We start from the raw sequence: 13,262 nt of genomic DNA, 5'->3' as shown, positions 1-13,262 counted from the left end.
GTTGACCTAGGGTGCTATACGAAAAACATCGGGAACAAAATCCACCAAATAGTATTGCGTTAACTAGTATTTGCATGACTTTGAGGATTTGCGCATTGAGCGCAGCCCGAAATGCCGTCTTCCGATGATCTGGAAGTGTTGGTCGATTGCTTTATTGCAGAGACAGAGCGATGGGAAACTTGTGATGCCGCATGCATCTACTTGCTGCAGTGAAATGAAATACGGTCAACGGTAGATCGTCAGATGATGTCGAAATGCTTGAGAGCATTCCAAATGCCATTATGATCGACGTCATCGGTAATGTAATCGGCCACCGCCTTCGGCTCTTCGGTGGCGTTGCCCATCGCCACGCCGATGCCGGTAAAGCGCAGCATATCCACGTCATTGCCGCCATCGCCGAACGAAATCGTCTGCTCCTTCGACCAGCCATAATGGTCGAGAAAACGCTGAATGCCACGATCCTTACCTCCGTCGGCGGGAATCAAATCAACGAAATCAGGATGCCAGCGCACGCCACGTGTGTTCGGTAGCAGCGACAACAGCTCGGCTTCCTGGTCACGACTGATGTAGGGGCTCATCTGGAACGTCTCATGTTCCGCCGTGCGTACATGCGGATCGTCAAAGAATACGTCCGGTGCGGTCTTGCCCAAGCTTGCCCATGTGCGGCGCATCTGGTCGTTGCTGTGGTTGAAATACACGTAATCCTCTTCGCCGATGCAGGCGACGATGTCTTCATGCTCATCCAGCCAACGCACGATCGTGGCCACATCGGTTGCGTCAAGCGCATGCTTTTCCAAAAATCCGCTGCCGTCAACGCAGTATTGTCCGTTGAACCCGACAATGCCATCAAAATCAACGGGAATGGTATTGAGAACAACGCTCATCTGTGCTGGAGGGCGGCCGGTACAGATGAAGATCTTGACGCCATTGGCCTGTAGCGCGCGCAATGCGTCGATGGTGGATTGCGGCACAACATGCGTGGTGAAGCTCGTCAACGTTCCGTCGATATCGAAAAACGCAGCCTTGATGTCGATTGCGGTCATGGAAAACACCTTCCGAATATGCAATTTCGTAATTGCTCGCTTGTTTCAGTGTAGGGAGCGGACATGATTGCCGACACACCTGTGCATGCCACTATTGTGCATGATTCCATGCATTCCGGAGGATTGATGAAAATGCTGGAATCATTGCGATTGAACGCCCGCTATAACGAACTCCGATAAGGCAATTTTTAGGTTTCGGCGTCTCGCAGCGGAAGCGTCGCGTATGGTTGGACACGACGCGATGGCATGTAGTCCATCACAGACACGTTGGAAACCATGCAAAGCAATGAGGAAGAAGAAGAGAGGATTCATCATGGCAGAAGCAAATCAGCAGCCGGCAGGATTGCCGGAAGAACCGGTCCGCGTCAATCACACGGTACGTAACATCATCATCGCCGTCGTGGTGGTCGCACTGGTCGCGATCGGAGCGTTCTTTGGAGTTCGTGCGTTCAACGGATCCGACAAGACCGCAGAAAAGGGAACCGAGGCCAACCCGGTGAAGATCGGTGTGGTGGGCGCCACCGATCCGCAGTGGGTGGAATTCAAGAAGCAGGCCGAAAAGCAGAACCTGTACGTCGATATCGTTGATTTCCAGGATTACACTTCCGAGAATCCGGCCGTCGACTCCGGTGAGCTTGACCTCAACGAGTTCCAGCACCTACTGTATCTGGCCAACTACAATGTGCAGAACAACAAGGATCTGCAGCCGATCGGCGGCGTGGCAATCTACCCGCTCGGTGTGTATTCCACCAAGTACAAGAGCGTCGACGAGATTCCTGAAGGCAGCACCATCCCAATTCCGAACGACGAGACCAACCAGGCCCGTGCCATCGGCGTGCTCAAGGCTGCAGGCTTGGTGACGATGAAGGGCGATTGGACGCCGTTCTCCACTCCGCAGGACATCGACGAATCCAAGTCCAAGGTCAAGGTCACCCCGCTGAAGGCCGAACAGGTCGCCAACTCCCTGAAGGACCCGCAGGTCGCGGCAGGCGTCATCAACAATGATTATGTCGCCGACGCTGGTTTGAAGGCCACCGACGCCATTTACCAGGATGACGCCGAATCCGAAGAAGCCCGTCCGTACATCAACATCTTTGCCACTCGCAAGGCCGACGTGAACAACGAGGTCTACAAGAAGGTCGTTAAGATCTTCCAGACCACGAGCGTGCTTGACAAGCTGCAGGAGAATTCCGGCGGCACTGCGGTTCTGGCCGACAAGTTCAGCACATCCGAACTTCAGGATTACCTGAAGACGATCGAACAGGAAGCCAAGGACGCCGAGTAAGTCCTTTTCGGAAAGCTCCCTCCAAGGAGGGGGCTTTCCTGTATGTGCGACCAACGTCAGGCGTGGTTGTATGGTCAAGGGTTGAAAAACCATTAATGAAAGCGGCAGTATGACAGAACACACACCGATCATCACATTCGACCATGTGGTCAAGGAGTTCCGGCAGCGTGGCAGCGGCACTGACGGCGGCAAACGCGGCACGACCGTTGCTCGCGCCGTCGACGATGTGAGCCTCACCATCAATGAAGGTGACATTTTCGGCATCATCGGCTATTCCGGAGCCGGCAAATCCACATTGGTGCGCCTGATAAATGCTTTGGAGAAGCCGACATCGGGTACGGTCACGGTACTTGGCACCGAAGTGTCGTCGCTCAGCGAATCCAAGCTTCGTCCGATTCGACAGAAAATCGGCATGATCTTCCAGCAGTTCAACCTATTCTCCACCAAAACAGTGGCGCAGAACATCGCCTATCCGTTGCAGCTCGACCATTGGCGCAAGGATTATCAGGACAAGCGCGTGGCGCAATTGCTTGACTTCGTAGGCTTAAGCGACCATGCGAACAAATATCCGTCGCAGCTTTCCGGCGGCCAGAAGCAGCGCGTCGGCATCGCCAGGGCATTGGCCACGAATCCTAAGATCCTGCTTGCCGACGAGGCGACCAGCGCTCTGGATCCGGAAACCACTACGGAAGTATTGTCGCTGCTTAAACGAGTCAATAAGGAAATGGGCATCACCATCGTGCTCATCACCCACCAGATGAACGTCGTGCAGCAGATCGCCAACCGTGTGGCGGTCATAAGCTCCGGCAAAGTAGTGGAATCCGGCAGCGTTTACGACGTGTTCGCGGCCCCGCGACAGCCGGTGACCAAACGATTCATCTCCACCGCCATCAGTGGTATTCCTGAAGAGTCGCGCATCAACACCATGCATGAGGAAAATCTCGGACACATCGTCACAGTGCTTATTCGACAGCATGACGTCGAAGAGCGTGAAGACGGTACCGTCATCGCGGCATCCGGGCAGAACATCTCACAACTTATCGCCAAACACGGCGTACGAAGCAGCCTCCTGTACGGCGGTATCGACACTGTCAACGGCGTGGCCATCGGAGCGATCACCTACGAATTCGGCGGAGACAATGTCGAATCGTTCCTGAACGAACTGGCGCAAAACAGCGATATCGTCGATTTCGGTACCGCGGCACAGCCGACACCATATGAACAGGCCCTTATCAAGGCCGGACAGGAGCAGGCATGACACAAATTGAAGGCGTAACCCTCGCAAGCCGTAGCGACTGGACGGTACTACGACCGCTCCTGTTTGAATCCATCGGGCAAACCTTGGAAATGGTGCTCGTCACCATGATCGTGGGCGGTATTCTCGGACTGGTCCTCGGCGTGGTACTCTACGGAACGCGTCCTGGCAACCTATTCGAAAACGCGGTCGTTTACCGCATCCTCGACGTGATCGTGAACATCATCCGACCGATACCGTTCATCATCTTCCTCGCAGCCATGCAACCGTTGACCATCAAAGTCATCGGCACCTCCATCGGCACGGCCGCCGCGATCTTCCCGATGATCATCATGTGCACCATGGCCACATCCAGGCTTGTCGAACAGAATCTGGTTCCCGTCGACTCCGGTGTGATCGAAGCGGCACGAGCCATGGGGGCCTCGAAATTCACCATCGTGCGTACCGTGCTTATTCCGGAGGCGCTCGCGCCGCTGATTCTTGCCTACGCGTTCCTGTTCATCGGCGTGCTCGACATGTCGGCCATGGCCGGATACATCGGCGGCGGCGGTCTTGGTAATTTCGCCATCGCCTACGGATACCAGAAATTCGACCAGACTGTGACTTGGACGGCGGTAATCATTATGATTGTACTTGTTCAGGTGGTGCAGGGCGTCGCCAATGCCATCGCGAAGCACCTGCTGAAACGCTGACAGCAACGGTGAAAGCCGCTTAATCTTAATGGAGAGAAGCAACCAAGGGGGATTCACGCAAGATGACTGAACATGTCGAAATCACGCCGGAACTCATCGAAATCCGCCATTACCTGCACTCACATCCGGAGCGCAGCTTCAAGGAATTCAAAACAAGCGCCTACATTGAGCAACTGCTCAGAGCGCACGACATCGAAATCCTGAACAATCCGCTCGAATCGGGTGTGGTCGGGCTGATCCGCGGAGAACAACCCGGACCGCGCATCGCATTGCGCGCCGACATCGACGGTCTTCCCATTCAGGAAGACACGGGATTGCCATTCTCCTCGGTCAACGATGGAGTCATGCACGGCTGCGGCCACGACCTGCACATGTCATATCTGCTGGGAGCGGCATTCTGGCTTGCCAAACACCGCAAACAAATCAAGGGATCCATCAAACTGCTGTTCCAGCCGTCCGAAGAAACAGGCACCGGCGCACGCGCCATGATCGACGCGGGACTGTTGGCCGATGTCTCCGCCATCATCGGCGCGCACAACAACCCCAACTATGCGCCCGGGCAGATTGCCATCGGCCCTGACCCCATGATGGCCGGATGCGTGAAATTCCATGTCACGCTCCACGCTACGGGCACGCATGCCGGTTACCCGCACAAGGGCACCGGTCCTATCGAAGCGCTCGCCACGATGATTCTCGCGTTGCAGACCATCGTGAGCCGTAATGTGTCGCCATTCCATCCATTGGTGCTTTCCATCACCGAACTGCATGGCGGTCATGTATGGAATGTGGTGCCGGCCAAGGCAAGTTTCCAAGGTACCGTGCGTTACTTCCACAAGTCAGACGGCATCATGGTCGGTGAACGCTTCAAGGAACAGGTCAACGCCATCGCAGCTGGCTACGGGATCACCGCCGACATCGACTGGGACGATTTCCAGGATCCGCTGGTCTCCGACGAGGGACTGTCGAAGATCGTGGCCGATGGCGTGCGGGAATATGCGCAACTTGAGCCGATCCACCCGTCGATGGCGGGGGAGGACTTCTGCGAATACACCGAGGTTGCGTTGCCCGTGTTCGCCTTCATCGGCTCCAATGGTGAGGAAGGATGCCCCGACTGGCACAGCCCGAACTTCGTGGGATTGGACGAATCTTTGCAGGCGGGCGTGGAATTCTATGCCAACGCAGCGTTTACCGTGTTGAACGAACTTGCGTAAGCTGGTCGATCTTCGGCCCAATTCTCCTGTGATCGAAGATAGCTGAAGATATATGCGATATGCACGATGATCATTCGGCACGCATGTGGTTTTTCTCGCCATATGCGTGCCGTTTGCATATCTGATACGCAAATCGCAATACACTAGTCAACTATGACAGACATTCGCTTCGCCCTCGCCCAAATCGATACTTGTGTGGGAGATCTTGACTCCAACGCAGACAAGGTCATGCGTTATGCGCATCTTGCAGCCAACAACAATGCGCAAGTCGTGGTTTTTCCTGAAATGACGCTTACTGGCTATCCGATTGAAGATCTCGCGTTGCGGGCCACCTTCCGCAAAGCCGCATGGAACAAAGCCAACTGGCTTGCTACTGAACTGGCTGCCGATGGGCTTGGCGACCTGTTTGTGGTGGTTGGCACGGTCGGCACTGATCGTGAAACGTCTAAGCCGCGTAATCGACTTGTTGTATTGCATAATGGCGTGGTTTGGGCCGGCTATGACAAGCACTTCCTGCCCAACTACGGTGTGTTTGACGAATTCCGCATTTTCAGTCCTGGTGATAAGTCCATGGTGCTTGATGTGGATGGCGCACGTATTGGTGTGGCTATTTGCGAGGATATCTGGCAGGATGGCGGCCCTGTGGCAGAACTTTCCGAGCAGCATATTGATTTGCTGCTTACCATGAACGGTTCTCCGTATGAGGAAGGCAAAACCGACACCCGCATCGACCTTGCGGTACGCCGTGCGGCCGAAGTGAACGCGCCGATGATCTATCTCAACCAGGTAGGAGGCCAAGACGATCTGGTGTTTGACGGTGGCAGCTTCGTGGTCGATGCCGATGGCACGCTGCTGGAACGTTCGCCGATGTTCATGGAGGATCTGAGCTTCTTCGACCTCGACACCACTGCCGAACGCCAGAAAGCTGGATCTATCGCAGCCAAGCCCGATCCGGACGAAGAGGTGTACACCGCCTGCGTGCTTGGCTTGAAGGATTATATGGCCAAGAACCATTTCAAGGGCGTGTGCCTTGGCCTTTCCGGCGGCATCGACTCCGCATTGGTGGCGGCCATGGCCGCGGACGCCGTGGGAGGAGCTAACGTGTATGGCATTTCCATGCCGAGCATGTACTCGTCTGACGGTTCGAAGGATGATGCCGCCGATCTGGCGAAGAATATTGGAGCGCACTACGACATTCAGCCCATCGAACCGCTGTTCGTCTCCTTCCAGAAGCAGCTCGATCTTGAAGGTGTGGCCGCTGAGAACCTGCAGGCGCGTATTCGCGGCGTGATTGTCATGGCATATTCGAATTCCAAGGGGCTTCTGGCTGTCGCCACGGGCAACAAGTCGGAGCTTGCCTGCGGTTATTCCACGATTTACGGCGATGCGGTCGGCGGATACGCTCCGATCAAGGATCTGCTCAAGACCCGTGTGTGGGAGATCTCCCGCTGGCGCAACAAGGCTGCCGCCGAAGGCATGGGCATTGGCGGACTGCATATCGTGGGCAACGAGCAGGGGTCTGCGGGAACGCCGTTGCCGGACGGCGTGATGATTCCCGTCAATTCGATTGAAAAGGCTCCATCCGCCGAACTTCGCCCGGGGCAGAAAGACTCCGATTCGCTGCCGGAATATGAGCTGCTCGATCAGGTGTTGGCAATGTACATTGAACATGCGCATGGTCGTGAGGATCTTCTGGCCGACGGCTTCGATGAGACCACCGTCGATACGGTTATGCGATTGGTGGATCGCGCCGAGTGGAAGCGACGTCAGTACCCGCTTGGTCCGAAAGTGACGGCATTGGCGTTCGGTCGTGATCGCCGCTTGCCGATCACCAACGCGTTCCGCGAGTAAAACAGCGGCGAGCTATTGTTTCGTTACGTGCTTCGTAAGGAGTGATATGGAAAGGCAATGGTATTTCAATACGGTCACCGAACAGCCTGAACTGGGTATGATCTCACCGGCGAGCCATCGTATGGGGCCATACAAAACCAGGGAAGACGCGCTCGATGCATGGAAGATTGTGCAGGAACGCAACATCAAATGGGAAGAACAGGATCGCGAATGGAAACGCTGGTCTTCCGATGAAAAGTAGTTGATTCGATATATGAAATCGCGGTGTCTGGATTACGGCACCGCGATTTTTTTTATACTTCGCAATTGTGACATATGTCACTTTTATTTCCTCTCAAACTCAGGTTCTATACAGGTTTATGCAGCTAGAATCGGTAACTAGCGACGACGTAACGATGCGTCGCCAAACCAACACCCAGAAGGAGTGGAAATGGCAGCAGTTGATGCGACGGCAGTCTCCCCGGAAGAGCTTCAGGCTAAGGCTTGGGAAGGCTTCGCTGAGGGCAACTGGCAGAAGGACATTGATGTCCGTGACTTTATTCAGAAGAACTATACGCCTTATGAGGGCGATGAGTCTTTCCTGGCTGACGCCACCGAGAAGACCAAGCACCTGTGGCAGTATCTTGATGACAACTATCTGGCAGTAGAGCGCAAGCAGCGCGTCTACGACGTCGACACCCATACCCCGGCTGGCATTGACGCATTCGGCGCCGGTTACATCGATTCTCCGGAAGTTGACAATGTGGTTGTCGGTCTGCAGACCGACGTTCCTTGCAAGCGTGCCATGATGCCGAATGGCGGTTGGCGTATGGTCGAGCAGGCCATCAAGGAAGCCGGCAAGGAGCCGGATCCGGAAATCAAGAAGATTTTCACCAAGTACCGCAAGACCCACAATGACGGCGTCTTCGGCGTGTACACCAAGCAGATCAAGGTTGCCCGCCACAACAAGATCCTCACCGGCCTGCCGGATGCCTACGGCCGTGGCCGCATCATCGGCGATTACCGTCGTGTGGCACTGTATGGTGTGAACACCCTGATCAAGTTCAAGCAGCGTGACAAGGACTCCGTGCCGTATCGCAACGACTTCACCGAGCCGGAGATCGAGCACTGGATTCGCTTCCGCGAGGAGCATGACGAGCAGATCAAGGCCCTGAAGCAGCTGATCAACCTCGGTAACGAGTATGGTCTTGACTTGTCCCGTCCGGCACAGACCGCTCAGGAAGCAGTGCAGTGGACCTACATGGGCTACCTCGCTTCCGTCAAGAGCCAGGATGGCGCCGCAATGTCGTTCGGCCGCGTCTCCACCTTCTTCGACGTGTACTTCGAGCGTGACCTGAAGTCCGGTAAGATCACCGAGACCGACGCACAGGAGATCATCGACAACCTGGTCATGAAGTTGCGTATCGTGCGCTTCCTGCGTACCAAGGATTACGACGCGATCTTCTCCGGCGATCCGTACTGGGCGACTTGGTCCGACGCAGGCTTCGGCGATGATGGCCGTACGCTGGTCACCAAGACCTCCTTCCGTCTGCTCGACACCCTGACTCTCGAGCACCTTGGACCTGGCCCGGAGCCGAACATCACCATCTTCTGGGATCCGAAGCTGCCGGAAGCCTACAAGCGCTTCTGCGCCAAGATCTCCATCGACACCTCGGCAATCCAGTACGAGTCTGACAAGGAAATCCGCTCCCACTGGGGCGATGACGCTGCAATCGCATGCTGCGTCTCCCCGATGCGTGTGGGCAAGCAGATGCAGTTCTTCGCAGCTCGTGTGAACTCCGCCAAGGCTCTGTTGTACGCCATCAACGGCGGCCGCGACGAGATGACGGGCATGCAGGTCATCGACAAGGGTGTTATCGAGCCGGTTCAGCCGGAAGCCGACGGCTCCTTGGATTACGAGAAGGTTAAGGCCAACTATGAGAAGGCTCTCGAATGGCTGTCCGAGACCTACGTCATGGCTCTGAACATCATCCACTATATGCACGATAAGTATGCATATGAGTCCATCGAGATGGCTCTGCACGACAAGGAAGTGTACCGTACCCTCGGTTGCGGTATGTCCGGTCTGTCCATCGCAGCCGACTCCCTGTCCGCATGCAAGTATGCCAAGGTTTACCCGATCTACAACAAGGACGCCAAGACCACGCCGGGTCATGAGAACGAGTACGTTGAAGGCGCCGATGACGATCTGATCGTCGGCTACCGCACCGAGGGTGAGTTCCCGCTGTACGGTAACGATGATGATCGTGCCGACGAGATCGCCAAGTGGGTCGTCTCCACCGTTATGGGTCAGGTCAAGCGCCTGCCGGTGTACCGCGGAGCGGTCCCGACCCAGTCCATCTTGACCATCACCTCCAACGTGGAATATGGCAAGGCCACCGGTGCCTTCCCGTCCGGCCACAAGAAGGGCACCCCGTATGCTCCGGGTGCAAATCCGGAGAACGGCATGGACTCCCATGGCATGCTGCCGTCCATGTTCTCCGTCGGCAAGATCGACTACAACGACGCTCTTGACGGCATTTCGCTGACCAACACCATTACCCCTGATGGCTTGGGCCGCGACGAGGATGAGCGCATCGGCAACCTTGTGGGCATTCTGGACGCCGGCAATGGCCATGGTCTGTACCACGCCAACATCAACGTGCTGCGCAAGGAACAGCTCGAGGATGCCGTCGAGCATCCGGAAAAGTACCCGCACCTGACCGTGCGCGTCTCCGGCTACGCGGTGAACTTCGTCAAGCTCACCAAGGAGCAGCAGCTCGACGTGATCTCCCGTACGTTCCACCAGGGCGCCGTCGTCGACTGAGACTGAACGGCACCGTGTGAAGCGGTAGAGTGCAAGGGGCGGAGCGTGAAGGCTTCGCCCCTTGTTTTCCCTGTACAATATGGGGAAACCCATTGGAGAGATACAACGAAAGGACACGGATGTCTGAGAACGTACATTTTCGCTCCACAACCAGGCACATGCTCAGAGAATCGCAAAGCTACGTCAACCAGACGCTTATGGGAGGATTGTCGGGCTTTGAATCGCCGATCGGGTTGGATCGTCGCGATCGCATCAACGCGCTGAAAAGCGGTGATATCGGTTTTGTGCATTCTTGGGACATTAACACGTCCGTCGACGGTCCGGGGACACGTATGACTGTTTTCCTGAGCGGCTGCCCATTGCGTTGCCAGTACTGCCAGAATCCAGACACGTGGAAAATGCGTGATGGCAAACCCGTCTACTACGAAGCCATGGTCAAAAAGATCGAACGTTATGCTGACCTTTTCAAGGCGACGCATGGCGGCATCACCTTCTCAGGCGGCGAGTCCATGATGCAACCGGCATTCGTTTCCCGTGTGTTCCATGCGGCCAAGGAGATGGGTGTGCACACATGCCTCGACACTTCCGGATTCCTTGGCGCAAGCTATACCGACGACATGGTGGACGATATCGACCTGTGTCTGCTTGATGTCAAGTCCGGTGACGAGGAAACTTACAAGAAGGTTACCGGAGGCATTTTGCAGCCGACAATCGATTTCGGACAGCGACTGGCCAAGGCAGGCAAGAAGATCTGGGTGCGTTTCGTACTCGTGCCAGGGCTCACCTCGTCTGAGGAAAACGTTGAGAACGTGGCGAAGATCTGCGAATCGTTCGGCGACGCCGTGGAACATATCGACGTGCTCGGTTTTCACCAGCTGGGCCGTCCAAAATGGCATATGCTTGGCATTCCCTACCCGCTGGAAGATCAGAAAGGGCCGTCCGCGGCAATGAAACAGCGTGTAGTGGAACAATTCCAATCGCATGGTTTCACCGTCTACTAAACGGGAAGCCTTGCATATTCCAGCCAACGATCCCAGGCAAATCAGTCGTTTGAAAATGCCTCGGCGATCGAAAAAGGAATATTCGCGCAACTGTTGAACCAGCGTTCGCCACGCGGAAAAATCTTCACATTCGACGCGTGGCGAAATGCTGTGAAATACCATGGAAACGGTGTCGCTGCCGTAGTCTTGAATCATGGCGGACATCTATGCTTTTCCTCAAGGCACGCCCAACGAAGCGCGTGCCACAGGTAGGGGATCGTGCGCCTGCGCAGCCCCTCCTGAATCAATGTTGACTCGACCCTCCGGCGTGCCAGACAAGGTATGGGACGCCGTGCTTTCCGTAGAACGCATGCCTCGATTACCAAGCGTGTCGTATCGTGAGATTCCAGTGCCGTGCGCCATGGCGAGTTTCGGCATTGGAGTTGAGATGCAATGCGACGAGGCGCGTTCCACCGGTTGGATCATGGTGTTGTATTCGCATAAATACCGAAATGACTGGCATTCGCATTGGCGTTGCGTCGCTTTCGCCGCGTTGCCGTTGTCTGGAGGCGAAGGCGATTGTCTGACACCGTCCATGTATTGGGATGCGATGATGGACCGTGTCGGCTCGTACGATGTCGAACATGTTTCGGGAACCGTCACAGTCACGAAAAGCACGACGTTTGGCACTCAGTCCGACGCTCCAGAAACCGGGTGTGAGATTCGTGTGTCTTGGACGCCATTAGACTATGCCGATGGAGGTCTTGACGCAGGCGCTCAGGTGGGTGCATGGGCGGAATTCCTCCGGTCCATGACGCAATCCGAGGAGGATTATTCCGTTGACTGACGAGCCAAGGTTGCAGGCCGAGCCGCGTGAGGGCGTGCCCGATGTGATCGACACCCTACCGGCGTTTCGCGAGTACTGTAGCGCTTTGGCGTCTTCGCATGGGTCTTTGGCTGCGGATGCGGAGCGAGCATCCGGTTTCCGATACGGTCATGACGATTGGTTGGTGCAGTTCAAAAGGGACGGTGCCGGCATAGGTTTGCTTGACCCACAGGCATTGGTTGCCGAAGGTGTTAATTGGAACGATTTCAATGCTGCCGTAGGCGACGCGGTATGGATTCTGCATGATTCGTTGCAGGATTTGCCGGGATTCGCTGATTTGGGATTGCAGCCGAAACGTTTGTTTGATACGGAAATCGCCGCGCGGCTGCTGGGTCTCAAACGTTTCGGATTGGCCGCTGTCACCGAACATTATCTGGGATTGACGCTTGCGAAAGAGCATTCCGCAGCTGATTGGTCATATCGTCCATTGCCGCGTGACTGGCGTAATTATGCGGCGCTGGACGTTGAACTGCTGATCGAACTCGAATCGACCATGCGCGCCGAGTTGCAAAAGCAAGGCAAGATCGAATGGGCCGAGGAAGAATTCGATTACGCGCTGCGCGAAGGAACCGCGCCGCGCAAAGAGCATCCCATCCCATGGTTGCGCATCTCGCATATCACCGAGATCATGAAGGACCGCCAGGCTCTGGCCGTGGCAAAAGCCCTGTGGCTCAAACGAGACGAACTGGCTCGCGAATACGATATCGCACCCACATTGCTGCTTGCCGACAGCACCATCATTGAAGTGGCGGAGCGCAAACCGCACAATGCGGCGCAATTCAGAGCGGTTCGTTCCATCAACGAGCGTGTGCGCATCCAGGCCGGTGCCGAACAGGAGAAAATGTTCGAACGCTACGCGCCCATCCAACGCAAAATCAAGCCAAGCATGTGGAAGAGAATAATCCAACAGGCGCTTGATCTGCCGGAAAGCGAATGGCCGGTCATAGACAACAATCCTCAAAATCAGGAAGCACAGACCACGTCCGCTCCACGGGCGACGCGAGTCTGGAGGGAACGTTATCCGGAACGTCTCGCAACGCTTGACAAGGCACGCAAGATGGTGGCGCAGATAGCGGAAGACACGCGTACCCCTGCGGACGTCATCATCAAACCGCAGTATTTGCGTAATCTCTGCTGGACGGATGAGCCGCAGGAACGTGATGTCGCGCAATTCCTCACCGAACAGGGCGCGAGGGCGTGGCAGGTCGCGCTGGTTGCAGAGTCCGTGAGTCGCGCTATTATGTAGAGGTTGC

The 13,262-nt window shown here is 55.8% G+C and carries 11 protein-coding genes; 10 read left to right on the top strand and 1 reads right to left on the bottom strand.

The features are described 5' to 3' along the window. Window positions 1-239: 239 nt before the first annotated feature. On the bottom strand, window positions 240-1,043 hold the full coding sequence (locus CE168_RS04125; protein WP_065439831.1) for a Cof-type HAD-IIB family hydrolase: 804 nt from the start codon (window positions 1,041-1,043) through the stop codon (window positions 240-242). 313 nt (window positions 1,044-1,356) lie between these two features. Between CE168_RS04125 and CE168_RS04120 the strand changes: the two genes are divergently transcribed. From CE168_RS04120 to CE168_RS04070, 10 genes are all read left to right on the top strand, one after another. Next, the gene (locus CE168_RS04120) at window positions 1,357-2,328 is read left to right on the top strand and encodes a MetQ/NlpA family ABC transporter substrate-binding protein (protein WP_099571247.1); all 972 of its coding nucleotides are present in this window, start codon (window positions 1,357-1,359) and stop codon (window positions 2,326-2,328) included. A gap of 109 nt (window positions 2,329-2,437) precedes the next feature. Then, window positions 2,438-3,586 (top strand): methionine ABC transporter ATP-binding protein, encoded by a 1,149-nt coding sequence (locus CE168_RS04115; RefSeq protein WP_055063479.1) that lies wholly within the window; start codon window positions 2,438-2,440, stop codon window positions 3,584-3,586. Further along, the gene (locus CE168_RS04110) at window positions 3,583-4,275 is read left to right on the top strand and encodes a methionine ABC transporter permease (RefSeq protein WP_055063478.1); all 693 of its coding nucleotides are present in this window, start codon (window positions 3,583-3,585) and stop codon (window positions 4,273-4,275) included. The genes CE168_RS04115 and CE168_RS04110 overlap by 4 nt, the downstream gene beginning before the upstream one ends. 62 nt (window positions 4,276-4,337) lie before the next feature. Beyond that, on the top strand, window positions 4,338-5,486 hold the full coding sequence (locus tag CE168_RS04105) for a M20 metallopeptidase family protein (protein ID WP_099571246.1): 1,149 nt from the start codon (window positions 4,338-4,340) through the stop codon (window positions 5,484-5,486). 153 nt (window positions 5,487-5,639) lie between these two features. Then, complete coding sequence (locus CE168_RS04100) at window positions 5,640-7,337, top strand: NAD+ synthase (protein WP_099571245.1); 1,698 nt, start codon at window positions 5,640-5,642, stop codon at window positions 7,335-7,337. Window positions 7,338-7,383: 46 nt separating this feature from the next. After that, window positions 7,384-7,578, top strand: a complete 195-nt coding sequence (locus tag CE168_RS04095) for a hypothetical protein (RefSeq protein WP_099571244.1) — start codon at window positions 7,384-7,386, stop codon at window positions 7,576-7,578. A 189-nt stretch (window positions 7,579-7,767) separates the two neighbouring features. Further along, a complete protein-coding gene (gene pflB, locus CE168_RS04090; protein WP_099571243.1) occupies window positions 7,768-10,143 on the top strand; it encodes a formate C-acetyltransferase in 2,376 nt (791 codons plus the stop codon). Between the two features lie 119 nt (window positions 10,144-10,262). Then, complete coding sequence (pflA, locus tag CE168_RS04085) at window positions 10,263-11,144, top strand: pyruvate formate-lyase-activating protein (protein ID WP_099571242.1); 882 nt, start codon at window positions 10,263-10,265, stop codon at window positions 11,142-11,144. A gap of 193 nt (window positions 11,145-11,337) precedes the next feature. Next, window positions 11,338-11,970: a DUF3000 family protein gene (locus tag CE168_RS04075; RefSeq protein ID WP_180753697.1), complete on the top strand. Its 633-nt coding sequence runs from the start codon at window positions 11,338-11,340 to the stop codon at window positions 11,968-11,970. Then, window positions 11,963-13,255, top strand: a complete 1,293-nt coding sequence (locus tag CE168_RS04070; RefSeq protein WP_180753696.1) for an HRDC domain-containing protein — start codon at window positions 11,963-11,965, stop codon at window positions 13,253-13,255. Before CE168_RS04075 ends, CE168_RS04070 begins: the two co-directional genes overlap by 8 nt. Window positions 13,256-13,262 lie beyond the last annotated feature (7 nt).

Source organism: Bifidobacterium sp. N5G01 (genome assembly GCF_002742425.1).
Lineage (GTDB): Bacteria > Actinomycetota > Actinomycetes > Actinomycetales > Bifidobacteriaceae > Bifidobacterium > Bifidobacterium hominis.
The sequence above is the reverse complement of the archived record's forward strand: the minus strand, read 5'-3'. Positions and strand labels throughout refer to the sequence as shown.